At 68.2% G+C, this 23908-nt stretch carries 19 protein-coding genes and 1 tRNA gene; 10 read left to right on the top strand and 10 right to left on the bottom strand.

All coding sequences use genetic code 11. The annotated features are described in order from the left end of the window. Positions 1-10: 10 nt before the first annotated feature. Complete coding sequence (locus tag QFZ52_RS13270; RefSeq protein ID WP_307498059.1) at positions 11-661, bottom strand: nucleotidyltransferase family protein; 651 nt, start codon at positions 659-661, stop codon at positions 11-13. Between the two features lie 102 nt (positions 662-763). Then, positions 764-3511, bottom strand: a complete 2748-nt coding sequence (aceE, locus tag QFZ52_RS13265; RefSeq protein WP_307498058.1) for a pyruvate dehydrogenase (acetyl-transferring), homodimeric type — start codon at positions 3509-3511, stop codon at positions 764-766. Between the two features lie 557 nt (positions 3512-4068). Between aceE and QFZ52_RS13260 the strand changes: the two genes are divergently transcribed. The 5 genes from QFZ52_RS13260 (at position 4069) to QFZ52_RS13240 (ending at position 8914) form a co-directional block, all read left to right on the top strand. Next, positions 4069-5532, top strand: a complete 1464-nt coding sequence (locus QFZ52_RS13260) for an NCS1 family nucleobase:cation symporter-1 (protein ID WP_307498718.1) — start codon at positions 4069-4071, stop codon at positions 5530-5532. A 103-nt stretch (positions 5533-5635) separates the two neighbouring features. Beyond that, on the top strand, positions 5636-6370 hold the full coding sequence (locus tag QFZ52_RS13255) for an aspartate/glutamate racemase family protein (RefSeq protein WP_307498057.1): 735 nt from the start codon (positions 5636-5638) through the stop codon (positions 6368-6370). A gap of 56 nt (positions 6371-6426) precedes the next feature. Next, a complete protein-coding gene (locus QFZ52_RS13250) occupies positions 6427-7218 on the top strand; it encodes an SDR family oxidoreductase (protein WP_307498056.1) in 792 nt (263 codons plus the stop codon). Between the two features lie 165 nt (positions 7219-7383). Next, positions 7384-7545, top strand: coding sequence for a hypothetical protein (locus tag QFZ52_RS13245; protein WP_307498055.1), 162 nt, complete (start codon positions 7384-7386; stop codon positions 7543-7545). Beyond that, positions 7538-8914: an MFS transporter gene (locus QFZ52_RS13240; protein ID WP_307498054.1), complete on the top strand. Its 1377-nt coding sequence runs from the start codon at positions 7538-7540 to the stop codon at positions 8912-8914. Before QFZ52_RS13245 ends, QFZ52_RS13240 begins: the two co-directional genes overlap by 8 nt. 124 nt (positions 8915-9038) lie before the next feature. Here QFZ52_RS13240 and QFZ52_RS13235 read toward each other — a convergent pair whose 3' ends face one another. After that, complete coding sequence (locus QFZ52_RS13235; protein ID WP_307498053.1) at positions 9039-9443, bottom strand: thiol-disulfide oxidoreductase DCC family protein; 405 nt, start codon at positions 9441-9443, stop codon at positions 9039-9041. A gap of 284 nt (positions 9444-9727) precedes the next feature. On the opposite strand from QFZ52_RS13235, the gene QFZ52_RS13230 reads away from it, so the two are divergent. Together QFZ52_RS13230 and QFZ52_RS13225 are read left to right on the top strand one after the other, a co-directional pair. Next, positions 9728-11113 (top strand): sugar porter family MFS transporter, encoded by a 1386-nt coding sequence (locus tag QFZ52_RS13230; protein ID WP_307498052.1) that lies wholly within the window; start codon positions 9728-9730, stop codon positions 11111-11113. Positions 11114-11281: 168 nt separating this feature from the next. Next, a complete protein-coding gene (locus QFZ52_RS13225; RefSeq protein WP_307498051.1) occupies positions 11282-12001 on the top strand; it encodes a Pr6Pr family membrane protein in 720 nt (239 codons plus the stop codon). 3 nt (positions 12002-12004) lie between these two features. Here the strand turns inward: QFZ52_RS13225 and QFZ52_RS13220 are convergent, their stop codons facing one another. After that, complete coding sequence (locus QFZ52_RS13220) at positions 12005-12385, bottom strand: sterol carrier family protein (RefSeq protein WP_307498050.1); 381 nt, start codon at positions 12383-12385, stop codon at positions 12005-12007. Between the two features lie 8 nt (positions 12386-12393). Further along, positions 12394-13410 (bottom strand): asparaginase, encoded by a 1017-nt coding sequence (locus tag QFZ52_RS13215; RefSeq protein WP_307498049.1) that lies wholly within the window; start codon positions 13408-13410, stop codon positions 12394-12396. A 220-nt stretch (positions 13411-13630) separates the two neighbouring features. Between QFZ52_RS13215 and purD the strand changes: the two genes are divergently transcribed. Together purD and QFZ52_RS13205 are read left to right on the top strand one after the other, a co-directional pair. Then, positions 13631-14953 carry a phosphoribosylamine--glycine ligase gene (gene purD, locus QFZ52_RS13210; protein ID WP_307498048.1) on the top strand — a complete coding sequence of 441 codons (1323 nt, stop codon included), beginning with the start codon at positions 13631-13633 and terminating at the stop codon, positions 14951-14953. Next, a complete protein-coding gene (locus QFZ52_RS13205) occupies positions 14950-15867 on the top strand; it encodes a phosphoribosylaminoimidazolesuccinocarboxamide synthase (RefSeq protein WP_307498047.1) in 918 nt (305 codons plus the stop codon). Before purD ends, QFZ52_RS13205 begins: the two co-directional genes overlap by 4 nt. A 239-nt stretch (positions 15868-16106) precedes the next feature. Here the strand turns inward: QFZ52_RS13205 and QFZ52_RS13200 are convergent, their stop codons facing one another. Continuing rightward, positions 16107-17366, bottom strand: coding sequence for a helix-turn-helix domain-containing protein (locus QFZ52_RS13200; protein WP_307498046.1), 1260 nt, complete (start codon positions 17364-17366; stop codon positions 16107-16109). Positions 17367-17563: 197 nt separating this feature from the next. Between QFZ52_RS13200 and QFZ52_RS13195 the strand changes: the two genes are divergently transcribed. After that, positions 17564-17827 carry a hypothetical protein gene (locus tag QFZ52_RS13195; RefSeq protein ID WP_278267346.1) on the top strand — a complete coding sequence of 88 codons (264 nt, stop codon included), beginning with the start codon at positions 17564-17566 and terminating at the stop codon, positions 17825-17827. 325 nt (positions 17828-18152) lie between these two features. On the opposite strand, the gene QFZ52_RS13190 is transcribed toward QFZ52_RS13195, so the two are convergent. The 4 genes from QFZ52_RS13190 to QFZ52_RS13175 all read right to left on the bottom strand — a co-directional run bounded on the left by QFZ52_RS13190 (position 18153) and on the right by QFZ52_RS13175 (position 23724). Beyond that, the gene (locus QFZ52_RS13190; RefSeq protein ID WP_307498045.1) at positions 18153-19574 is read right to left on the bottom strand and encodes a glutamate decarboxylase; all 1422 of its coding nucleotides are present in this window, start codon (positions 19572-19574) and stop codon (positions 18153-18155) included. 112 nt (positions 19575-19686) lie between these two features. Next, positions 19687-19763 (bottom strand) — tRNA-Pro (locus QFZ52_RS13185). Positions 19764-19909: 146 nt separating this feature from the next. Beyond that, entirely contained in the window at positions 19910-21868 is a 1959-nt protein-coding gene (locus tag QFZ52_RS13180; RefSeq protein ID WP_307498044.1) for an ABC transporter ATP-binding protein, read from the bottom strand. Continuing rightward, a complete protein-coding gene (locus tag QFZ52_RS13175; RefSeq protein ID WP_307498043.1) occupies positions 21865-23724 on the bottom strand; it encodes an ABC transporter ATP-binding protein in 1860 nt (619 codons plus the stop codon). The genes QFZ52_RS13180 and QFZ52_RS13175 overlap by 4 nt, the downstream gene beginning before the upstream one ends. Between the last annotated feature and the right edge of the window lie 184 nt (positions 23725-23908).

Here is a 23908-nt window from a genome sequence, read left to right as displayed (position 1 = left end):
CCCGGCACGTTCACGGTTCGGCCGTCAGCGTTTCAGAAGTCCGCGTTCCAGAAGTCACCCTTCCAGCAGCGGCAGATCCGCGGGGGTGTCCACGTCCCGCCCGTCGCCCCAGACCCGGCAATCGACCAGGTCCACCAATTCCGGACGCGCGCGGGAGGAAGTCCCGGGCCCCGGCGTCGCCGTGCGCCGAGTCCGCGACGGCGGCCAGCAGCGACGCGTCGAACAGCGCCGGATGCCCTCGTTTCAGCTCTCCCGACGCGTCGGGGTACGCCGCGGCGGTCACGCGCCCCGGCCGGTGTGCGGCCAGCAGCGCGGCGACGGCCTCCGCGGTGAGCGCCGGCTGGTCCACCAGGGCGACCAGCGCGTGATGCCCCGGCGGCACGGCCGCGAGCCCGGCCTTCAGCGAGCCTCCCATGCCGCTGGGCCAGTCGTCGTTGACCACGACGGCGCAGTCCGTCAGCGCGGCCTCCTCGCGCACCCGCCCGGCCTCCGCGCCCAGCACCACGACGACGCCCTGGCAGCCGCCGTCGTGCAGCACGGTCGCGAGATGGTCCACCAGGGGAGTGCCGTGGCGTCGCAGCAGCGCCTTGGGGCCGAGGCCCAGACGGGTCCCGGCGCCCGCGGCGAGGAGGACGGCCGTGGCCGCTGTGCTCGGGGTCATGCTGTCACCCTAAGTCCTTCCCGCGAGACGCCGAAAGGTGCCCGTATTCCTCGCGGATACGGGCACCTTTGGCGTCTCGGCGCGTCAGTCGCGTCAGGTGGATCAGGCGTCGCCGCCCGCGCCTCCCGTGGTTCCGGCGGTCACGTCGAGGAGGCTGTACTTCTCGATCGCCTGGGCCGGGGCCTGGGGGTCGACCTTGCCCTGACGGGCGAGCATCTGCAGGGTCTTGACCACCACGGAGTGGGTGTCGTTCTTGAAGAAGCGGCGGGCTGCCTGGCGGGTGTCGGAGAAGCCGAAGCCGTCCGCGCCGAGGACGCCGTACTCGTTCGGGATGAACTGGCGGATCTGATCCGGCACGGCCTTCATGTAGTCGGACACGGCCACCACGGGACCCTCGGCGCCCTCGAGCTGCCGGGTCACGAACGGCACCCGCGGTTCCTCGCCCGGGTTGAGGAATCCGTGTTCCTCGGCGGCCAGGCCGTCGCGGCGCAGTTCGTTCCAGCTCGTGACGCTCCAGACGTCCGCGGCCACGCCCCAGTGCTCGGCGAGGATCCGCTGGGCGTCCAGGGCCCACGGGACGGAGACGCCCGAGGCGAGGATCTGGGCTCGCGGCTTGCCCTCGGCATCCTCCGCGGGGGCGACCTTGTAGATCCCCTTGAGGACGCCCTCGACGTCGAGGTTCTCCGGCTCGGCCGGCTGGGTGATGGGCTCGTTGTACACCGTGAGGTAGTACATGAGGTTGCGGTCCTCGGAGTCCGGGCCGTACATGCGCTCGAGACCGTCGCGGAAGATGTGGGCGATCTCGTAGCCGTACGCCGGGTCATACGTCACGACGGCGGGGTTCGTGCTCGCGAGCAGCGGCGAGTGGCCGTCGGCGTGCTGGAGTCCCTCGCCGGTGAGCGTGGTGCGGCCGGCGGTGGCGCCGATGATGAAGCCACGCGTCATCTGGTCCGCCGCGGCCCAGAAGGAGTCGCCGGTGCGCTGGAAACCGAACATCGAGTAGAACACGTAGATCGGCACCAGGGGCTGGCCGTGCGTGGCATAGGCGGTCCCGGCCGCGGTGAAGGCGGCGACGGCGCCCGCCTCGTTGATGCCCGGGTGGATCAGCTGGCCGAGCGGGGACTCCTTGTAGGCGAGGACCAGTTCGCGGTCCACGGACAGGTAGTTCTGGCCCTTGGGGTTGTAGATCTTGGCCGTCGGGAAGAACGCGTCCATGCCGAAGGTGCGGGATTCGTCCGGGACCACGGGGACCAGGCGCTTGCCGAAGTCCTTGTCCCGGAGGAGATCCTTGAGCATGCGGACGAAGGCCATGGTGGTGGCGGCCTTCTGCTTGCCGGAGCCCTTCTTGGCGATCTCGTAGGACTTCGCGTCCGGGAGCGTCACGGGGACATGGTCCGGTCGGCGTTCCGGAACGGACCCGCCCAGAGCCGAGCGGCGCTCCATCATGTACTCGATCTCGGGGGCGTCCATGCCGGGGTGGTAGTACGGCGGGCGGTAGAGGTCCTTCTCGAGGACCTCGTCGCTGACCGGGATGCGGAGCAGATCGCGGAAGGCCTTGAGGTCCTCCATGGTCAGCTTCTTCATCTGGTGGGTGGCGTTCCGGGCCTCGAAGTGCGCGCCCAGGCCGTAGCCCTTGACGGTCTTCGCGAGGATGACGGTCGGCTTGCCCTTGAACTCGGTGGCCGCCTTGTAGGCCGCGTACACCTTGCGGTAGTCATGACCGCCGCGCTTGAGGTTCCAGATCTGGTCGTCGGTGAGGTCGGAGACCAGCTCCTTCGTCTGGGCGCTGCGCCCGAAGAAGTGCTCGCGGATGAACGCGCCGTTCTCCGCCTTGAACGTCTGGTAATCGCCGTCGACGGTGTCGTTCATGATGTTCACCAGCGAACCGTCCCGGTCCTTCGCCAGCAGGTCATCCCACTCGCGGCCCCAGACGACCTTGATGACGTTCCAGCCCGCGCCCCGGAAAAACGCCTCGAGCTCCTGCATGATCTTTCCGTTGCCCCGCACCGGGCCATCGAGGCGCTGGAGGTTGCAGTTGATCACGAAGTTGAGGTTGTCGAGCCCCTCGTTCGCCGCGAGCTGGAGAAGACCACGGCTCTCCGGCTCGTCCATCTCGCCGTCGCCGAGGAACGCCCACACCTGCTGGTCGCTCGTGTCCTTGAGGCCGCGGTCCTGGAGGTAGCGGTTCGCCTGCGCCTGGTAGATGGCGTTCATGGGGCCGATGCCCATGGAGACCGTGGGGAACTCCCAGAAGTGGGGCATCAAGCGGGGATGCGGGTACGAGGAGAGCGCGTGGCCCTCCTTGGACTTCTCCTGGCGGAAGCCGTCCAGATCCTCTTCGGTGAGACGGCCTTCCATGAACGCGCGGGCGTACATGCCCGGTGAGGCATGTCCCTGGAAGAACACCTGGTCGCCGCCGCCCGGGTGGTCCTTGCCGCGGAAGAAGTGGTTGAAGCCGACTTCGTACAGGGTCGCCGCGCCGGCGTAGGTGGAGATGTGGCCGCCGACGCCGATGTCGGCCCGCTGCGCGCGGTGCACCATGATCGCGGCGTTCCACCGCATGGCGCGGCGGTAGGCGCGCTCGTACTCCTCGTTGCCCGGGTACTCGGGTTCCTGATCGGCCGGGATGGTGTTCACGTAGTCGGTGGTCGTGACCATGGGGACGCCCACGGACTGGGCCCCGGCCCGCTGCAGCAGGGAGCGCATGACGAACTGAGCGCGCTCCGTGCCCTGCTCACGCACCAGGGCGTCGAACGATTCAACCCATTCTCCGGTCTCCTCGGGATCCGAGTCCGGCAGGTTGTTCGTGAGCGTACTCAGGATGGAGGGCGTGATTTCTTCAGCAGCCACAGGGGACCTCTCTTCATCGAATGGTTGGGCTGGCGTCGCGATGGCAACGTCTTTCCGACATGCGAAAAAATAATTTTGTCTATCGAGATTATCGGGCACTCCGCTCGGCGTCAACGGAATCTCCCACCGTTCGGATTGCGACAGTCCGGGCTGCTTCGCCTGGTATCAGCGCGACCAGAGGGGCGTCAGCCCCGCATTCGAGACCGGCCGGCAGGCCGGACCTCGCCGCCCCCCGGCCGCCCACCAGGGGAGACGCTCCGGACGACCAGGCTGGTATGCCAAATGTGACTGCGGACACCGCGGAACCATTGACCGCCTGTGATCCGGGCCATATTCTGTATTCCATACTTCAATAAATCAGTTCCGCATTATGGAAGCCGGCCCAATGGGGAGTCCGCGACCGACGGGTGCGGAACCGTCAGCATCGAAACGGAGCACCCATGCAGACGAACCCCAGCGGCGTCGAGCCCACCACCCCGGTGGCGGCTCAGCCAGGTCCGGAAACGCCGGATCATCACCACCACCATCACCACGACTTCACGGGTGACCTTCCCCGGATGTCGGAGATGACCGGCGTCGAACTCAGCCCCCGGCTGTACAACAAGGACCTCGCCCCCACCCGCAAGGCCGGGCGTACCTGGACCGCGTACAGCATCTTCACCCTCTGGGCGAACGATGTGCACAGCCTCGGCAACTACGCCTTCGCGGTGGGCCTCTTCGCCCTGGGCATGGGCGCCTGGCAGATCCTGCTGGCGCTCGGCGTCGGCGCGGTCCTGCTGTTCCTCCTGCTGAACTTCTCGGGGTTCATGGGGCAGAAGACCGGTGTCCCGTTCCCGGTGATGAGCCGCATCAGCTTCGGCATCCGCGGCGCGCAGATCGCCAGCGTGGTGCGCGGCGCCGTCGCGGTCGCCTGGTTCGGCATTCAGACCTATCTCGCCTCGGTGATCTTCCGGATCATGATCATCAAGCTGATCCCGGGACTGGCGCCCCTGGACCGGAACGACGTTCTCGGCCTGTCCACGCTCGGCTGGATCGCCTTCGTCATCCTGTGGATCATCCAACTGGTGATCGTCAGCTTCGGCATGGAGATGATCCGCAAGTACGAAGCGTTCGCCGGACCGATCATCCTCGTGACCATGGCCGCCCTGGCCATCTGGGTGTTCGTGCAGGCCGGCGGCACCATCGAGATCAACGGCATCAAGCACATGGACGCCGGCGAGACCTGGCGGAACATCTTCGCCGGTGGCGCGCTCTGGGTCTCCATCTACGGCACCTTCGTCCTGAACTTCTGCGACTTCACCCGCAACGCGGTGGGCAAGAGCTCGATCGTCAAGGGCAACTTCTGGGGCATCCCGATCAACATGCTGCTCTTCGGCGGCATCGTGGTGGTCCTGGCCGGTGGTCAGTTCAAGATCAACGGAACCCTCATCACCTCGCCGTCCGACGTGGTGCAGCTGATCCCCAACACCCTCCTGCTGGTGCTGGCCTGCCTCGCGCTGCTGGTTCTGACCGTGGCCGTGAACCTCATGGCCAACTTCGTGGCCCCCGTCTACGCCCTGACCAATCTCTTCCCCAAGCACCTCGACTTCCGCCGGGCGGCCTGGGTCAGCGGCACCATCGGCCTGGTCATCCTGCCGTGGAACCTCTACAACAACCCGTTCGTCATCGTGTACTTCCTCGGCGGCCTGGGCGCCCTCCTCGGCCCGCTGTTCGGCGTGGTCATGGCGGACTACTGGCTGGTCCGCCGCGGCAAGGTGGAAGTGGTCAAGCTGTACACCGAGGATGAGCAGGGCCCGTACTTCTACAAGCGCGGTTTCAACCCCAAGGCCATCACGGCCCTCCTGGTGGCCGCCGCCGTGGCGGTGCTGATCGCCTTCGTCCCGGCCCTGGATCACCTGGCGGCGTTCGCCTGGTTCTTCGGAGCGGGCATCGGCGCTCTGGTCTACTACTTCATCGCGGACCGCGGCGCCCGGTACCTCGACTCGGACGGCGAAGTGATCGCCGTGGCGAGCACGCACTAGCCCGCCGGCGCAGAGCCACAGACACCGACTGAGCCACAGACACCGACAGCAGACGACGGCGGGGCGCGGCATCCGCGCCCCGCCGGATCCTGGGGAGAAACACATGAAAATCCTGGTTGCCAACGTCAACACCACTCAGACCATGACGGACTCCATCGCGGCGCAGGCCCGCGCCGTCGCCGCCCCCGACACCGAGATCGTGGGCATCACGCCGCGGTTCGGCGCAGATTCCTGCGAGGGGAACTTTGAAAGCTACCTCGCCGCGATCGCGGTCATGGACTCGATCGTGAACTACGACGGCGAGTTCGACGCCGTCGTGCAGGCCGGCTACGGCGAGCACGGCCGGGAGGGCCTGCAGGAGCTGCTCGATGTCCCGGTGGTGGACATCACCGAGGCCGCCGCGAGCACCGCGATGTTCCTGGGCCACAAGTACTCCGTGGTCACCACGCTGGACCGGGCCGTGCCGCTCATCGAGGACCGGCTCAAGCTGGCAGGCCTGGACGACCGCTGCGCCTCGGTCCGCGCGAGCGGCATGGCCGTGCTCGAACTCGAAGAGCACCCGGACCGCGCCGTCGAGGCGATCGTCCGCCAGGCCGAGCTCGCCGTCACGGAGGACAAGGCCGAGGTGATCGTGCTCGGGTGCGGCGGCATGGCGAATCTCGACGAGCAGATCCGGGAGCGCTGCGGCGTCCCTGTGGTGGACGGCGTGGCCGCGGCCGTGCTGATCGCCGAATCGCTCGTGCGGCTGGGCCTGTCCACCTCGAAGGTCCGCACCTACGCGACGCCGCGGCCCAAGACCGTCATCGGCTGGCCCATCACCCAGGGTCCCGTACGGTAGTCCCCAGAACAGCCCGGTTCCAGCAGAGCAGGATCGATCATGAACACCACAGCGCCATGAACAGCACAGTGAACAGCGCAGCCCAGTCGACGGACAGCAGTGCCCCCACGAGGATCGCGGTCGTCACGGGGGCCGGGTCAGGTATCGGTCGCGCGGTCGCGCGCCTCTTCCTGGCCGAGGGCTGGGGCGTGGTGCTCGCCGGGCGGCGGGCCGCCGCGCTCGAGGAGACCGCGGCCGGCTCGCCCCGGGCGCTCGCGGCGCCCTGCGACGTGACCGTCCCCGACGACGTCGCGCGCCTCTTCGCCGCGGCCCGCGAGCGTTTCGGACGGGTGGACGTCCTGTTCAACAACGCCGGGATCTTCGGCCCCAGCGGGGCGGTGGACGCCGTGGATCCCGAGGGCTTCGAGGAGACCCTGCGGATCAACGTCACCGGCTCGTTCCTCTGTGCGGCGGAGGCGGTGCGCGTCATGAAGGAGCAGGCGCCTCAGGGCGGCCGGATCATCAACAACGGCTCGATCTCGGCGCACTCACCCCGCCCCCTTTCGGTGGCCTACACGGTGAGCAAGCACGCCATCAGCGGCCTGACCAAGAGCATCGAACTGGACGGGCGGCCGTTCGGCATCAGCTGCGGCCAGATCGACATCGGCAACACCCGCACGGAGATCATGGACGTGATCGGCGTGGGGGACGGAGCGCTGCAGGCGGACGGTTCGCGCAAAGTCGAGCCCATGTTCCCGGTCGAGGACGCGGCCCGTGCGGTGCTCTTGATGGCGTCGATGCCGCCGAGCGCCTCGGTGGGCAGCCTCCTGGTCACGGCGGCCGGCATGCCCTTCGTCGGACGGGGTTGAGGGCCTTCCGGGGAGGGCCTGAAATTATGAGCCATTCCGAATAAAGCGGATATTACTGATTTCACATGATGGAAACAAATTATTCCCTTGTGGAATCGATGTGATCTTCGTTACCTTGGGGTTCACCCGGAAACCGGGCGCAATCCCAAGAGAATGGTTCAGGACATGAAGATCCCCACCGAAGCGGAGCTGAAGGCGAGTTCGGCCCCGCGGACGAAGACGCCGGGTCACCGGCCGCTCTTCCTCCAGATTCTGATCGCCGTCGTAGCAGGTCTCACGATCGGGCGATTCAGCCCGAGCGTCCCGGTGGGGGGACGCCATGTCTGACAATCAGAGGGCCGTGGATCAGAACTCGGCCACCACGCCGCTTCCGGCGAACATCGCGCGGGCGGGCAAGAGGGGCATGGTCCGCTGGTCCATCGGCATCCTGCTGTTCTTCGCGGTTCTCATCAACTACATCGACCGCAGCTCGATGTCCGTGGCGGAACACGATATGCGGATGGAATTCGGCATGACCGAAGGCCAGATCGGCATCATCCTCGGCAGCTTCGGCTGGACCTACGCCATCATGCAGATCCCCATGGGCATGCTGCTGGACAAGATCGGGATCAAGTGGGTCATGCGGGTCGCGACCACACTGTGGGCGATCTCCTGCTTCCTGACCGCTGCGGTCAGCGGCATGGGCCTGCTCCTGGTCGCCCGTCTGATCCTCGGCCTCGCCGAAGCTCCGATCTTCCCGGGCGCCATGAAGACCACCGGCTACTGGTTCCCGCGGTCTGAGCGTGGCATGGCGACCGTGATCTTCGACAGCGGTCAGCGCCTGTCCAATGTGATCGGCTTCCCGATCGTCGGCGCCGCCGTGGCCATGTTCGGCTGGCGCGGCGCGTTCATCACCATCGGTGTCCTCAGCCTCATCTACACGGCCGTCTTCTTCTTCCGCTACCGGGACCCCAAGGAGATGAACCGCAAGGGCAAGCTGAGCGACGCCGAGCTCGAGCACATCGTCTCCGGCGGTGCTCAGGATGAGGACGCCCCCAAGCCCAACCCCCTCAACAACCTCGGTTACATCCTGCGCCAGCGCAAGGTGTGGGGCATGTCGCTCGGCCTCGGCTGTGCGGGCTACGTCCAGTGGATGCTGCTCACCTGGCTCCCGGGCTTCCTGCAGTCCCAGATGCACATGGACGTCGCCAAGTCCGGCCTCGTCACCGCCATTCCGTGGCTGTTCGCCGTGATCGTCCAGTACGCCCTGCCCGGCTGGTGGCTCGACCGTCTGATCAAGAACGGGAAGTCCAGCACCACCGTCCGCCGCGTCTTCATCATCGGGGGCATGCTGCTGGCCATCACGATCGCCGGCACCGCCTTCACCACGGACCTCTTCTGGTCGCTCGTGTGGATCACTCTCGGGACCACGGGCATCACCATCGCCTTCAGCGTGACGAACTCGCTGCCGGCCCTGATCGCCCCGGAAGGCGCCGTGGGCGCCACGGGAGCCGTCATGAACACCGTGAACAACATCATCGGCACGACGGCGCCGATCGTCACCGGCTTCATCGTCCAGTTCACGGGCAGCTTCGCGATGGCGTTCGTCGTGGCCGGCGTCATGCTGGTCATCGGCATCATCTTCTACACGGTGGTGCTCGGCCGGATCGAGCCCATCCCGCCGAACCCGGCGGCTCTCACGGAGCAGGCTGCCTGAGGCCCTTCGCTCGCAGAACGCCCCAGGGACGCGGTGTGAACCGCGTCCCTGGGGCGTTGGTGTGTGGGCTGTCAGCCCCGGTTACTAAGGCGAGTCGGGCCGGCTTAAGGCGAGTCGGACCGGCTCAGAGCGCGCAGCCGGCTCCCGGCACGGCGGCGGAGCAGTCCTGGGGGTGTTCCGTGCACCAGGGAGTGGCGCCCGGCAGCCGGTAGCGGTGGGCGGCGATCCAGCGGTAGGCGGCCTCTTGCACGCGTCCGACGCCGGGGATCCGGTAGAACGTGGCGAAGAAGCGGCCTCCCACGGCGGTGTCCAGGATCGCGGCGATGGCGCGGGCGCCGGCGTGCCGACCGCCGTCGTCGGTCAGGGCCCAGACGGAGGACCGCGCTTCCTCGTAGCTCAGGCGGAAGGCGTCCAGCGTGAGAGGATCCTGGAACGGGTGGAAGGTGATCCTGCGGTGGCGGTCCAGCCGGCGCACCCAGCCCACGGCGCGGGTGCAGAACCCGCACTGCCCGTCGAACACCGCGTCCATGAGAACCCCCGTAGTCCTTGCGGCCCGCGGTTCCGGTGATCCGGGCGCGTGGCCTGCTCTCATCGTAACTCCGCTTGCGGAAGTGTGAGTCTGTGATCCCGCCCGCCCCTCGAAGTGACCAAAACCACACAATGATGATTTTTTGTGATCAATATCGCCTTCAATAGTGCGAGATCAATCACACTCTGCGTAGACTGAGGACAACAGAATTCCTCTGGTCCCCGCCCGGCCCCGGCCGCGAGGACAGAAAGGGCCGGATCGGTCCCCAACCTTCAGGAGATGCAGTGTCGCTTATCCAGGACATCAGGAGCACGCCCCGTGCGGGGCTTCTGGCAGGCATTACCGCCGCCGCGGTCGGCATCATTTACGGTTACGACTCCTCCAACATCGGCGGCGCGCTGCTCTTCCTCAAGGATGAGTTCCGGCTCGACGATGCCGGCCTGGGCCTGGTGACCACCACGGTCGTCATCGGCGAGGTGGTGGGCGCCTTGCTCGGCGGCGTGCTTGCCAACAAGCTCGGACGCAAGCTCTCCATGGTCCTGGTGGCCGCGGGCTACGCCGTCTTCGCCCTGCTCAGCGGCCTGACCCCGAACCTCGAGGTCCTCGTGGCGGCCCGTCTGTTCCTCGGCCTGACCGTCGGTGTCTCCATCGTGGTGGTCCCGGTGTTCGTGGCCGAGAGCTCGCCGGCGAAGATCCGCGGCGCCATGCTCGTGGCGTATCAGGTGGCCACCGTGTTCGGCATCATCCTCGGGTACCTCGTGGCCTGGGCGCTCTCTGACGCCGGCGCCTGGCGCTGGATGCTCGGCCTCGCCGCCATCCCCTCCCTGCTCGTCTTCTTCCTCGTGATCCGCATCCCGGACACCTCCCGCTGGTACGTCATGAAGGGCCGGATCGACGAGGCCCGCGCCACCCTCGCCAACATCGAACCCGACGCGGACATCGACCGCGAGATCGCCGACATGCGGGCCGCGCTGAGCGAGGAGAAGGGCGGCGCCCTCAAGGAGATGCTCTGCAAGCCCTACCTCCGCGCCACCATCTTCGTGGTCATCCTCGGCTTCTTCATCCAGATCACCGGCATCAACGCGATCGTCTACTACAGCCCCATCCTCTTCAAGTCCATGGGCTTCGAGGGCAACGCCGCCATCCTGGGCCTGCCCGCGCTCGTCCAGGCCGTCGCTCTGGTGGCCGTTTTCATCTCGCTCTCCCTCGTGGACCGGGTCGGGCGCCGTCCGATCCTGCTCGGCGGCATCGCGATGATGATCGCGGCGAACATCCTCCTGGTGGGGGTCTTCATCGCCGGTGGCAGCAGCTTCGGCGGCATCCTCACGGCCCTGGGCTTCATCGGGGTCCTGCTCTTCACGGTCGGGTTCACGTTCGGCTTCGGCGCCCTGGTGTGGGTCTACGCCGGTGAGAGCTTCCCGGCTCGGCTCCGCTCCCTGGGCTCCTCGGTCATGCTGACGAGCGACCTCGTCGCCAACGTGATCGTCGGCTTCCTGTTCCTGCCGATGCTCAGCGGTCTCGGCGGCGTGGGGACGTTCCTGGTCTTCGGCCTCCTGGCGCTGGCGGCGTTCGGCTTCGTCTACAAGTTCGCCCCGGAGACCAAGGGCAAGAACCTCGAGGACATCCGCATCTTCTGGGAGAACGGCGGCCGCTGGGAGGCGAAGGGCTAGCCCTCAGTCCGCATTACGACGGCGGCGCCCCCTCACGCTGAGGGGGCGCCGCCGTCGTCGTGTCCGGGGGAGGGGAGCGGCTGAGCGCGCCTCGCCGCCCAGGCTTGGGGCGGCTCTGAGGACGCCGGAACCCTCGCCGTTCCGGCCGGGCGGACCTAGACTCGCAGTGTGGACACGAATCGCAGGGTGAACAGCAACGACGCCGCCCACCGGGGCGCTCCCGTTAACCGCGGACTGGCGCTGTTCCGCGCGTTCTTCGCGCTCTTGGGACTGGCCGCCATCGTGACGCAGCTGGTCGCCCTGCTGCTGCGGACGCCGCCTGGGAAAGTAAGCAACTTCTTCAGCTACTTCACCATCCAGTCGAATGTGATCGTGGTGGTCGTGCTGACGATCGCCGCCGTCGCCGCGTGGCGTGGGAGGGGCGCCCGCTGGCTGGACTATCTCCGGGGCGCGGCCACCGTCTACATCTCGATCACGGGCGTGGTCTACAGCCTGTTACTGTCCGACATCGACGTCGACACCTCACTGCCCTGGGTCAATGTGGTGCTGCACTACACGATTCCGACCATCACGGTCATCGACTGGCTGGTCGATCTGCCGTCGCCGCGGATCGGCCTGCGCACGGCGCTCATCTGGCTCGCCTACCCCGCGCTGTACCTGGTGTACAGCCTGGTCCGCGGCCCGCTCGTGGACTGGTACCCCTATCCCTTCCTCGATCCGCGCATCTCCGGGTACGGGCAGGTGGCGGTCATGAGCGTGGTGATCGCGGTGGCGGCGTTCGTGTTCGTGGCCGCCGCGGCGCTGTCCACACGGCTGGCGGGCTCGCGCGTCCATTTGCACCAGCACCGCGAGCCGGATGCGCAACCGGACGGGCCCCTCGACGCCTGAGGCTCAGCTCAGCGGCAACTGCTCGCTGAGGTCGGCGCGCGTCCCGGACGCCACCACGCGACCGGCCGTCACGGCGTCCGCCCAGTTCAGGGTTCCGGTGACGAGCTCCAGCCAGGTCACGGCATCCGTCTCGATCACATTGGGCGGGGTTCCGCGGGTGTGCCGGGGGCCTTCGATGCACTGGGTCACTCCGAACGGCGGGACCCGGACCTCCACGGAGTTGCCGGGGGCGCGGGACGTCAGTTCCTCCAGCGCGTACCGCACGGCCATGGCGGTCGTCGCGCGGGGAAGGGCCGCGTCCGATGACCCGGCCCGGGCCGCCTGCCATGACGCCAGCGCCGCCTGGCCTTCCGCGACGTCGATCCGCCGTCGTGCGCCTGCCATTCCCGCTCCTAACCCAGCAGCGACATGACGGGAGTGCCCAGGCGGAGGCCACCCACGGGACGCCCGCCGCCGAGCACCGGTTCCACGATCTGTTCCAGGACGGCCGCCACGGGTCCCACTTCGAGGGCCCCGGCCGCGGTCAGCAGGGTCAGCGCCACGAGGGACGCCGCGCGGAGGTTGCCGTCCAGGATCTTCAGGGCCACCGTCGCGCCGGAGGGCGCGGCCATGACCATGACGCCCTCGGCGCCCAGCTTGGCGATCACGCCCAGTTCCTCCATCACCACGGTGTTCGCCTCGCCCTTGCCCTGGACGGCCCAGGGGTAGTCGAGCATCGACGTGGCGATCGTGGCGGCACGGGCGTCGGCGTTCTTGTCACCAGGCGCCTGCGCCAGCCGTGAGTACGCGCGGGCCAGCCCCGTCAGGGAGACCGCTGCGACCGGGGCGCCGCAGCCGTCCGTGCCGAGGTGAGCGATGCGCTCGCCGGTGAACTCCTCGATCACGCTGGCCACCAGGCGCTGCAGCGGGTGGTTCGGTTCCAGGTAGCCCGACTTGTTCCAGTCGTTCTCGGTGCACGCCCACAGGAACGCGGCGTGCTTGCCGGAGCAGTTGAACGCCACCCGGCTGCGGCCCTTGTCCGTGCGCACCAGCCAGTTGCGGGCGGTCTCGTCCTGCGGCCAGTCCGCCGGGCATTGGAGGTCTGTCTCCTTGTTGCCGCCGGCCCGGAGCATCCCCTCGACCACGTCCATGTGCTCCAGCGACCCGACGTGGCTGGCGGCGGCCAGCGCCACCTGGGCGCCCCGCAGGGGGACACCCGCGCGCATCGAGGCGAGCGCCTGGAACGGCTTGAGCGCGGAGCGGGCGAACACGGGGGCGTCCACGTCCCCGAGGGCCGTGACCACGTGGCCGTCTCCGGAGAGCACGACGGCGGACCCGAGGTGGCGCGATTCGATGAAGCCGCTGCGTTCCAGGACGGCGAGTTCCACCGCGGAGTCGGCGTCGAAGGTCGCCTGTGAGGTGTGGGGCATACCGCCAGTTTATGGCCCCGCGCCGGTCCTCCCGGGTTGCGTGCCCAGCAGCTGCGGGTGTTTCGGCCGTGCACTCGCATCTGCTGAGCACACAAGGTGAGCGCATACCGAGCGCGCAGGCCGAGCGCGCACCGGCGCATACCGGGTCCGGGCCCGCCGGGACGTCACCGTTCCTCGTGGACTGGGCGTGCCCGAGGCCCGCCCAGTACCCTTGGTGTCTGTGAAGGTACTCGTCCTTGGCCCGGGTGGCCGCGAACACGCCATTATCCGCTCCCTCCTCTCCGATCCGCAGGTCGCGGAGGTCCACGCAGCACCCGGCAACGCCGGAATCGCGCAGCTGGTCCCGTGCCACGCCGTCGACGCCAATGACCCGGCCGCGGCCACCGCGCTCGCGGTGAAGCTCGAGGTGGACCTGGTGGTCGTCGGCCCCGAGGCGCCCCTCGCCGCCGGGGTCTCCGACGCTCTGCGCGAGGCGGGATTCCCGGTCTTCGGCCCGAGCCGCGAGGCAGCCCAGCTCGAGGCCTCCAAAGCGTTCGCCAAGCAGGTCATGGCCGAAGCCGGCGTGCCCACGGCCCTGGCCAAGGTCGCCGTGAACGCCGACGAGGCCGCGGACGCCCTGGACACGTTCGGCGCGCCCTACGTGGTCAAGGACGACGGTCTGGCGGCCGGCAAGGGCGTGGTCGTCACGTCGGACCGTGACGAGGCGCTGGCCCACGCGCAGGCCTGCTTCGACGCCGGCGGCACCGTGGTGATCGAGGAGTTCCTGGACGGCCCCGAGGTCTCCCTCTTCGTGCTCTGCGACGGCAAGACCACCGTCCCGCTGGCTCCGGCCCAGGACTTCAAGCGCATCTTCGACAACGACGAGGGCCCCAACACCGGTGGCATGGGCGCCTACAGCCCGCTCGACTGGGCCCCCGAGGAACTCGTGGGCGAGGTCATCGACCGGGTCGCCCAGCCCACCGTGGACGAGATGGCCCACCGCGGCACCCCCTTCATCGGCGTGCTGTACTGCGGACTGGCCCTGACCTCGCGCGGCATGCGCGTCATCGAATTCAACGCCCGCTTCGGCGACCCGGAGACGCAGGCCGTGCTGGCCCGCCTCAAGACACCGCTCGGCGGACTGCTCCTCGCCGCGGCCAAGGGCGAGCTGGACCAGGCCGAGGACCTCCGCTGGTTCCGCGAGAGCGCGGTGTGCGTGGTCCTGGCCGCGGAGAACTACCCGGACACTCCCCGCAAGGGCGACCGGATCCGCGGGCTCAAGAAAGCCAATGCGCTGGAAGGCGTCCACGTGATCCATGCCGGGACGGCGCTGGATGGCGAAGGCAAGGTGGTCTCCGCGGGCGGCCGCGTGCTCGCCGTCGTCGCGCTGGGCGATGACCTGGTGGAGGCCCGCGAGAAGGCCTACGACGGCATCGAACTCATTCAGCTGGACGGCGGGCAGTTCCGCCGTGACATCGCGGCGAAGGCCGCCCGTGGGGACATCGTGGTGGCGTCACGCCGGGCGCCGGGGCGTCATGTGGCCACGGAAGGGGAGCAGGCATGAGCGGGCTGGACACCGAGGTCCTGGAGCTGCCGGGGTACCGGCACGTCTACTCCGGGAAGGTCCGCGATCTTTACGAGCCCGTCGGGCCGGACGCGCCGACCGACCGTCTCCTGGTGGTGGCGAGTGACCGCATCAGCGCCTTCGACCACGTCCTCGAATCGACCATCCCGGACAAGGGCAAGGTCCTGACCCAGCTGAGCCTGTGGTGGTTCGACCAGCTCGGAGTCGAGCACCACGTGCTCGGCTCCACCGAAGCCGACGGCGTTCCCGCGGCCGTGGTGGGCCGCGCCATGCTGTGCAAGAAGCTCGACATGTTCCCCGTCGAGTGCATCGCGCGCGGCTACCTGACGGGTTCCGGCTTGGCCGAGTACCGGGAATCCCGTACCGTGTGCTCCTTGCCGCTGCCGGAGGGACTCGTGGACGGGTCCCGCCTGGAACCGGCCATCTTCACCCCCTCGGCCAAGGCCGAGGTGGGCGAACACGACGAGAACATCACTTTCGAAGCCGTGGTGGACGCCGTGGGTCCTGACGTGGCAGACCGTCTGCGCGAGCTGACCCTGACCGTGTACACGCGGGCCGAGGAGATCGCCCGGAAGCGCGGCATCATCCTGGCCGACACCAAGGTGGAATTCGGCACCGATCCGGCCACGGGTGTCATCACCCTGGGCGATGAGGTCCTGACCCCGGACTCCTCCCGGTTCTGGGATGCGCTGGCCTACGAGCCGGGCAAGGCCCAGCCGAGCTTCGACAAGCAGTTCGTCCGCGACTGGCTCTCCTCCCCGGAATCGGGCTGGGACAAGTCGTCGGACACCCCGCCGCCCGCGCTGCCTGCCGAGGTCGTGGAGAAGACCCGCGCCCGCTACATTGAGGCCTACGAACGGCTCACCGGCCGCGCCTTCGACCCGGAGGCGTAGCCGGAGCCCCGCCCCACGGCGTCGGCCCATCCGCTCGGCCGGTCTTCGCTGAGTTCGTGGTTTCCGGTTGAGTTCGTGGATTCTGTCCACGAACTCACCCGGAAACCACGAACTCGGGTTGGGGGAGCGCCGCGCGGTAGTTGTCCGGCCGGCGCATGAGACAACGAAGGAGGGGTTCGGCGGCGGTGAGCACCGCCGTCGAACCCCTCCTTCGTGTCTGCTGTGCGCAGCCCGGCGCGTCAGGCGCTGTTGGCCTTGGCGCGGCGCTCGGCCAGTCGGATCTCCAGCATGGCGTCCATGGCCTGCTGGATGCCCTCGGAGGCTCCGGCGGAGGCGAAGAGCTGCTGGGCCCGGGACAGGTAGGCCATGGCCTCCTGGAGGTCGTCGGTGGCCTTGAGGGCCTTGCCCAGGAGCAGGTGGACCTCGGCCGCGACGTGCATGCCGATCTCATCCTCCTGTGCCACGACCTCGCGCAGGATCTCGATGGCCGCAGGAAGCTCATCCGTCAAGTAAAGCCACTTGGCACGGATGAACCGGAGTTCGAGCCCGTCGCGCAAGGTGCCGGAGACGATGGTGTGCGCGAGTTCGGCGCGTTCCAGCGCCGCGAGCGTGGACGCCTCCACGATCCCGGAGTTCAGGCGCATGGCGGCGGAGGCCTTGTTGAAGTTGGCCCACTGCTCGATGTCGTTGCCGGGGGAGAGGAGCTTGGCGGCGCGGTCGTGCTGAGCCACGCCCTCCTCGTAGTCGTGACGCATGAAGGCGACGTTGCCGATCACCCAGGCGACGATGCCGGACATGTGATCGACGGACTTGGAGCTGACTTCCTTGGACAGAATCTTGCACTGTTCCCAGGCCTCGTCCAGACGGCCGGTCTCCGCCAGGGCCCCGATGTAGATCCGCAGCGCGCTGGAGTAGATTGGGGAGTCCTTGGGGAGCTGAGCGCCGAGGGCCACAGCCTGCCGGGCATGCTCCACGGAGTCCGCGAGCCGGCCCTGACCATGGCAGACGGCGGCGAGCATCTGGCGGGCGCGCACGCCCAGCCCCGCGCTCTCGACGGCCAGGCGGTGCTCCACGAGCTGCTCCACCACACCCTGGCATTCGGAGTACTTGCCCTGTTTGAGCAGGCACTCGGCCTGCATGTACCGCATGTTCCACCAGGCGCTGACGTTCTTGGCGTCCAGGGCGATGCGAGCGGCTTCCGCCGCGTGCTGGGCTGCCAGCTCGTAGTCGCGCAGATCCCAGGCCTGGCGGGCGTACAGGGCGGCCAGGACGTAGTCCGCGTCGTTCTGCGTGACCCGGTTGTTCCACTCTTCGAGCGCCTTGGGGGCGAGTTCCAGACGCCGGGCGAGTTCCTGGATGACGTCCCGGGTCGGCTCCCGCCGGCCGGTCTCCAACAGGGAGATGTAACTGGGCGAGTACAGGTCCTTGCCCAGCTCAGCCTGCGTCATTCCGCGTTCCAGGCGCTCGGCCCGAAGCCGCTCACCAAATCCGCTGCCCATTGCCCCTCCTCAAGTTTAAGAGACCGGGAAGCCACTCAAACCTTGACATTATCGTTTGTGATTACTTTACAATGTATGTCAATGCGGATCATCTTTTGTCCGTAGCGATCTCCCGATCCAGTCAGTACCAACGCATCGCTGGCGGTATGTGCCACTGAAGCTCACACTCCCCATAGATCCACACGGAAGAGCAGAACATGTTGAAGAAACTCACAGCAGGCGTTGCCCTGGCTGCGGCCCTGGGCCTCGGTGCGCTGAGCGTCCCCGCCGCGAGTGCCAACGTCGGCAACTGGCCCGATCCTTCGAGCGTACAGGCAGTGGGCAACTGGCCCGACCCGGCGCGCCTGAATGTCGGAAACTGGCCCGATCCCACCACCTTCGCGGCCGGTCCCAAGACCAAGACCAGCCTCGTCACGGACACCGCCCGCCTCAACGTGGGCAATTGGCCTGATCCCTTCTAAACCGTCGTCCGGCCCTTCCTCCGGAGGGACCTGAGACACCAGGAGCGGGTGCTTCGCAAATGTGCGAGGCACCCGCTTTCTGTTGCCCGGAGAGCGGCGCCCTATTTCGTCCCGGGAGTGCTCTATTCCCGAGGTGACAGGGAATGTCAAAAAGGGCCTCGGACCAGGAGCGGAGATTGTCAGGCGGGCCGAATTCCACGGCCCCACGAAGCCCCTCCGAGACCCGCGCAGGGCCCTCCGCGCCCGCCGTCGTGTGAAGGCCGCGGTCACGAACTTCACATCAGCGGAAGGACGAGGTCACAGAAGGTCCGGCCCCCTGACGGGCTCAGTGGTGGAACGCGTTCGCCTCGCCGGGTTCCGGCAGCGGCGTCGGGGCCTTTTCGAGGAACTCGACGGCGGTGCGCAGGTCCTGCAGGAAGCTCTCCGCGAGATCGCGGGTGAAACCGTTCCGGACCACGACGCGCTGCACGGTCAGGTCCTTCATTCCGTCCGGCATCGGATAGGCGGGCACCAGCCACCCCGCCATGCGGAGCCGGTCCGAGAGATGCTGCAAGGTCCATTCGCCCGCGAAGCCGGGCTTGAGCCGCCACGCGAAGACGGGGATGTCCGAGCCGTCGTTCCAGAGCTGGAAGGGCTCCATGGCCCCGATCTCGTGGGCCAGGTAGTGCGCGACGTCGCGGCAGGCCGCATGCACGGAGCGGTATCCCTCCCGGCCGAGCCGCAGGAACAGGTAGTACTGCAGGAGCACCTGGGCGCCGGGGCGTGAGAAGTTCAGGGCGAAGGTGGGCATGTCGCCGCCGAGGTAGCTGACGTGGAAGATCAGGTCCTCCGGCAGATCGGACTCGTCCCGCCACACCACCCAGCCCAGGCCGGGGTAGACGAGGCCGTACTTGTGGCCCGAGGTGTTGATGGAGATGACGCGGGGCACGCGGAAGTCCCACGCCAGTTTCGGCTGGAGGAACGGCGCCACCATGGCCCCCGAGGCGCCGTCGACGTGGATCGGGATGTCCAGGCCGCTCGCCTTCTGGAGGGCGTCGAGTGCCTTGGAGATCTTCTCGACCGGTTCGTACATGCCCGTGTAGGTCACGCCCATGATCGCCACGACGCCGATGGTGTTCTCATCCACGTACTTCTCGAGCTCGTGGCCGTCCAGGACCGGGTGATCCTCCGAGATCGGGACGTACCGGGCCTCCACCTCGAAGTAGTTGCAGAACTTCTCCCAGCAGACCTGGACCGCGGAGCTCATGATGATGTTCGGCCGTTCCGTGGACAGGCCGGCCTTCCGCCGGGCGTGCTGCCAGCGCCGCTTGAGAGCGAGACCCGCCAGCATGCAGGCCTCCGACGATCCGATGGTGGACGTGCCCACCGAACGCTCCGGATCGGGTGCGTGCCACAGATCGGCGAGGATGCGCCAGCAGCGGTGTTCGATGTCCGCGGTCTTCGGGTACTCGTCCTTGTCGATCATGTTCTTATCGACGGTCTCGGCGTAGAGCTTGCCGGCTTCGGCCTCCATCCAGGTCCCCACGAACGTGGCCAGATTGAGGCGGGCGTTGCCGTCCAGCATAGCCTCGTCGTGGACGATCTGGTACGCCGTCGAGGGCAACGCGGCACCCTCCGGAAGGGTGAAGCGGGGGAACTCCGTGGCCTCACCCGGGCGGCTGAACAGGGGATTCAGCTCGATGGACGCGTTCGAGGTGTCGCTGCCGAAGGCGGAGGAGTGATGGGACTTTCTGCGGGGAGCGGTCATGTGCCCAGCCTAGGAGAGCGGCCTGGCGCGGTGAACCCCCGTCGGCTGGGAAGGGGCTGGGAACCTGCCCGGGTAAAGCAAAAGCCCCGCTCCTGAGAGCGGGGCTTTTCCGTGGTCGGGATGACAGGATTTGAACCTGCGACCTCTTCGTCCCGAACGAAGCGCGCTACCAAGCTGCGCTACATCCCGATCCGTTGACCCGTGGGTTTCCCCGACAAGCAACCCTACAAGAATAGCGGATCCGGCCCGAGTTTTGAAATCGGCGGAGGCCGGACCGCTTCGGGCCCGTGACTCCCCGGTGATCAGGCCCGATGGCGCCCATCACCGGGGACGCTTCACACCAGCGAGTCGCGCCAGGCGCCGTGCAGGGCGGCGAACCGGCCGCCGTCGCTGATGAGCTGTTCCGGGGTCCCGTCCTCCACGATCCGTCCGTCATGGACCACCAGGACGCGGTCCGCGATCTCCACCGTGGAGAGCCGGTGCGCGATGATGAGGGCCGTCCGCCGGTGCGCTGCCGCCTCGCTGCCAGAAGCTTCCCCAGGCACGGCTTCCCCGGCCCCGCTCTCCGGCGCGACGACGGCGGACCCGCTTGCGCCGTCGTCGGCCGCGGGGCGCCGGGTGGGGGAGTCCGCGCCGCCGCCCAGGAGCCGCGCGAGGCCTTCCTGCACGAGCCGCTCACTGGGGATGTCGAGGGAAGAGGTGGCTTCGTCCAGGATGAGCACCGCCGGGTCGGCCAGGAACGCGCGGGCGAAGCTGATGAGCTGCCGCTGCCCTGCGGAGACGCGCCCGCCGCGCTTGTTCACGTCGGTGTCGTACCCGTCGGGGAGGGCGCGGATGAAGGTGTCCGCGCCGACGGCCCGGGCCGCGGCCTCGATCTCCTCGCGGCTGGCTCCTGGACGGCCCAGGGCGATGTTGTCCGCCACGCTGCCGCTGAACAGGAACGCCTCCTGCGTCACCATGACCACGGCCCGCCGTAGCTCCGGCGTGGAGATCCGGGACAGCTCGACCCCGTCGAGGGTCAGGGAGCCCGCGCTCACGTCGTAGAAGCGGGCGATCAGCTTGGCGAGCGTGGACTTGCCCGCACCCGTCTGACCGACCAGCGCCACGGTCTGCCCCGCCGGAATGGTGAGGTTCAGCTCCGGGACCACCACGGGCCCGTCGCCGTACCGGAATTCGACCTCCTTGAACTCGATTCGGCCCTCGGCTGCGGGCAGTGGCACCGGCTCGCGCGGCGGACGCACGGTCGGGACCTCTTCGAGCAGTCCGGACACCTTCTCCAGGGCGGCCTGAGCGCTCTGGAACGAGTTGTAGAACATGGCCATCTGGTCGACCGGCTGGAAGAACCGCTTGACCGACAGGACCAGCGCCAGCAGCACGCCGACGGCCAGCTCGCCGTGCAGGACGCGGAACCCGGCCACGGCCAGGACCACCACGACCGTGATGTTGCCGAGCAGCACCAGGGCGGGAAGGAAGATGCCGTTGAGGTTGATGGAGCGCACGGTGACCTGCCGGTACTCCTCGGACAGGTCCGTGTACTCCCGGGTGTTCTGGGCCTCCTTGCGGAACGCCTTCACGGCGCGGATGCCCGTCATGGTCTCCACGAAGTGGACGATGATCCGGGCGGACACCACGCGCGATTCGCGGTAGGTGATCTCGGAGCGCTTCTGGTACCAGCGTGTCAGGAACGTCGCCGGGATGGCGGCGCCGAGCATGATCAGGCCGCTCGGCCAGTCGAGCGCGAACACCGTCAGCGCCGTGAACACCATGAACATGAACCCGGCCGCGAGGGAGCTGACCCCGGAGTCGAGCAGCTCCCGGAGCGCCTCCAGGTCCGACGTCTGCCGGGCGATGATCCGGCCCGAGGTGTACTTCTCGTGGAATTCCAGGCTGAGCCGCTGGGTGTGCCGGAAGACGCGGACCCGCAGGTCCAGCAGCATCGCCTGGCTGAGCTTGGCGGTGCTCGTCACGTACAGGGCGGTCAGCCACGCCGTCACGACGGCGGCCAGCAGATACGCGACGCCGGCCAGGAGCAGGGGCACCGAGTCGCCGTGGGTCAGGGCCGGGAGCGCGCGATCGATGCCGAAGGCGATGAGCGCCGGCCCTGCGGCGTGTGCGGCCTGCGAGATCACCACCATGGCGACCGTCAGCCAGAACCTGACCCGGATAGGCCGGATCAGCGAGCCGAGGAGCCTCAGGGACCGCTTGCGCACGGCCCGGCTCTCCGCGGCGGCGAGCCGGGAGGAGTCCTCGTTCGACGTCCCGAAGCCGGGCGTCGTGGTCTGTGCCGTGCTCATGCGTTCACCTCGTTGTCGAACTCCGCGTCCTCCAGCTCGTCTTCGAGCTCGCTGTCCAGATCGACCGGATCCGGGTCGAGGCTCGCGATGACGTAGCGGTAGTGCTCGTTCGTCGCGAGCAACTCACTGTGGGTCCCGACGGCGGCGATCCGGCCGTCCTGCAGCAGGGCCACCCGGTCGGCCAGGGCCACGGTGGACGGGCGGTGGGCGACGATCAGCGTGGTCGTCTCGCTCAGGACCTCCCGGAGCCGGGCTTCCACGAGTTCCTCGGTGGCGACGTCGAGGGCCGACAGCGGGTCATCCAGCACCAGGACCTTTGGCCGGGCCGCGATCGCGCGGGCCAGGGCGATGCGCTGCCGCTGGCCGCCGGACAGGCTCAGCCCCTCCTCGCCGATGCGGGTGTCCACGCCGTCCGGCAGGGAGTACGCGAACGATGCCTGCGCGACGTCGAGCGCCTCGGTGAGTGCCGCCGTCGCGCTCTCCTCGGTGGAGGTCACGTCGGCCGGCGCGCCCAGCAGCACGTTGTCCCGGATGGAGCTGGAGAAGAGCGTGGTGTCCTCGAAGGCGACGGACACGATGCTGCGCAGTTCGGCCAGGCTGAACTCGCGCAGGTCCTGGCCGTCGATGGTGATCCGGCCGTCCGTGACCTCGTAAAGCCGCGGCACCAATTGCAGGAGCGCGGACTTCCCGGATCCGGTGACGCCGACGAGGGCCATGGTCTCGCCGGGGGCGAGGTCCAGGGTGATGTTCTCGAGGAGGTACTGCGGGTCGTCCGGGTTGGCCTCCAGGCTGTCCGCGAAGGCGAAGCGGACGCCCTCGAAGCGGACCGCGCCGTCGATCTCGGCCGGGCGGTGTGGAGCGGCAGGGCCAGCGATGGTGACGGGGCTGTCCATGACTTCGAAGTGACGGTCGATGGCGGATTTCGCGGTCAGCGCCATGGAGAGCAGCATGCCGACGGCCTCGACCGGTCCCGCGACCACGGCCGCCGTCGCGAAGAAGGCCACGAGCGCGCCGATGCTGAGCTGGCCGTCCGCCGTGAGGGCGATGCCGAGCACCAGCCCGACGCCGAGGGCCAGTTCCGGCAGGAGGGTGGACACGAGCGAGAAGAAGGCCAGCTGGCGGGCCTTGAGGATTTCGGTCTGGCGGAGCTCCTCGGCCTGGTTGTTGAAGTTCTCGAGCGCTTCGCGGCCGCGGCCGAACGCCTTGAGCACGCGGATGCCGTGGACGGACTCCTCCACGGCGGTGGCCAGGTCGCCGGCCTGGTCCTGGCTGCGGCGGGCGACGCGCAGGAAGTTGCGGCGGAAGCGGGTGCCGGTGGCGACGATCGGGATGGCGGCGGCCAGGAAGACGAGCGCCAGCTGCCAGCTCATGCTGAACATGATGCCCACGCCGATCACGACCGTGAGCGACGTGACCACCAGCATGATCGCGCCGAACGCCATCCAGCGCCGCAGGAAATTGAGATCCGCCATAGCGCGCGAGAGGAGCTGACCGGAGCCCCAGCGGTCATGGAAGTCGACGGCGAGATCCTGCAGGTGCCGGTACAGGGAGACGCGCAGGCCGTTCTCCACGGTTGTGGCCGGGTTGATGACGAACTGGCGGCGGAGGGCGATCAGCCCGGCTTCCAGGACGCCGAGCCCCAGGACGGCCGCGACGGCGATCCAGACCTCGGAGGGCTGACCACCGGGGTGCAGCGAGTCGTTGATGAGGCTCCGCAGCACCTGCGGGATCGCCAGGGCGACCAGGCTGGCGCCCAGCGCGGAGAGGAGGCCCATCACGAGCCGCGGCATGATCGGCTTCAGATGGGGGTAAAGGCGACTGAGTGAGTGGAAGAACGTGGTCTGAGTCTGCGCCATACTGGGTGATCGCTTCGCTTCCCGATGAGCCGTGCCGTGAGTGTTCGTTACCTGTGGCAACCAGCCTACGCCGGGGTTTTATGCCCGGTCTGTCACACGGCTTCAGATGAACGCAAGTGGGCGTGGGCCGGGGCGGAAGGCCCCGGGGGAGGGGTGCGGCGGCCGGTGGTCAGGACCCGTGGTC

It is taken from the genome of Arthrobacter woluwensis, assembly GCF_030816155.1.
Lineage (GTDB): Bacteria > Actinomycetota > Actinomycetes > Actinomycetales > Micrococcaceae > Arthrobacter_E > Arthrobacter_E woluwensis_A.
The sequence above is the reverse complement of the archived record's forward strand: the minus strand, read 5'-3'. Positions and strand labels throughout refer to the sequence as shown.

Bases quoted from the DNA above. Each gene is read 5' to 3' on its own strand.
- QFZ52_RS13270 (WP_307498059.1), bottom strand. From the start codon at position 661: ATGACCCCGAGCACAGCGGCCACGGCCGTCCTCCTCGCCGCGGGCGCC.
- QFZ52_RS13260 (WP_307498718.1), top strand. From the start codon at position 4,069: ATGTCGGAGATGACCGGCGTCGAACTCAGCCCCCGGCTGTACAACAAG.
- QFZ52_RS13255 (WP_307498057.1), top strand. From the start codon at position 5,636: ATGAAAATCCTGGTTGCCAACGTCAACACCACTCAGACCATGACGGAC.
- QFZ52_RS13250 (WP_307498056.1), top strand. From the start codon at position 6,427: ATGAACAGCACAGTGAACAGCGCAGCCCAGTCGACGGACAGCAGTGCC.
- QFZ52_RS13245 (WP_307498055.1), top strand. From the start codon at position 7,384: ATGAAGATCCCCACCGAAGCGGAGCTGAAGGCGAGTTCGGCCCCGCGG.
- QFZ52_RS13240 (WP_307498054.1), top strand. From the start codon at position 7,538: ATGTCTGACAATCAGAGGGCCGTGGATCAGAACTCGGCCACCACGCCG.
- QFZ52_RS13235 (WP_307498053.1), bottom strand. From the start codon at position 9,443: ATGGACGCGGTGTTCGACGGGCAGTGCGGGTTCTGCACCCGCGCCGTG.
- QFZ52_RS13220 (WP_307498050.1), bottom strand. From the start codon at position 12,385: ATGGCAGGCGCACGACGGCGGATCGACGTCGCGGAAGGCCAGGCGGCG.
- QFZ52_RS13215 (WP_307498049.1), bottom strand. From the start codon at position 13,410: ATGCCCCACACCTCACAGGCGACCTTCGACGCCGACTCCGCGGTGGAA.
- QFZ52_RS13205 (WP_307498047.1), top strand. From the start codon at position 14,950: ATGAGCGGGCTGGACACCGAGGTCCTGGAGCTGCCGGGGTACCGGCAC.
- QFZ52_RS13200 (WP_307498046.1), bottom strand. From the start codon at position 17,366: ATGGGCAGCGGATTTGGTGAGCGGCTTCGGGCCGAGCGCCTGGAACGC.
- QFZ52_RS13195 (WP_278267346.1), top strand. From the start codon at position 17,564: ATGTTGAAGAAACTCACAGCAGGCGTTGCCCTGGCTGCGGCCCTGGGC.
- QFZ52_RS13190 (WP_307498045.1), bottom strand. From the start codon at position 19,574: ATGACCGCTCCCCGCAGAAAGTCCCATCACTCCTCCGCCTTCGGCAGC.
- QFZ52_RS13180 (WP_307498044.1), bottom strand. From the start codon at position 21,868: ATGAGCACGGCACAGACCACGACGCCCGGCTTCGGGACGTCGAACGAG.
- QFZ52_RS13175 (WP_307498043.1), bottom strand. From the start codon at position 23,724: ATGGCGCAGACTCAGACCACGTTCTTCCACTCACTCAGTCGCCTTTAC.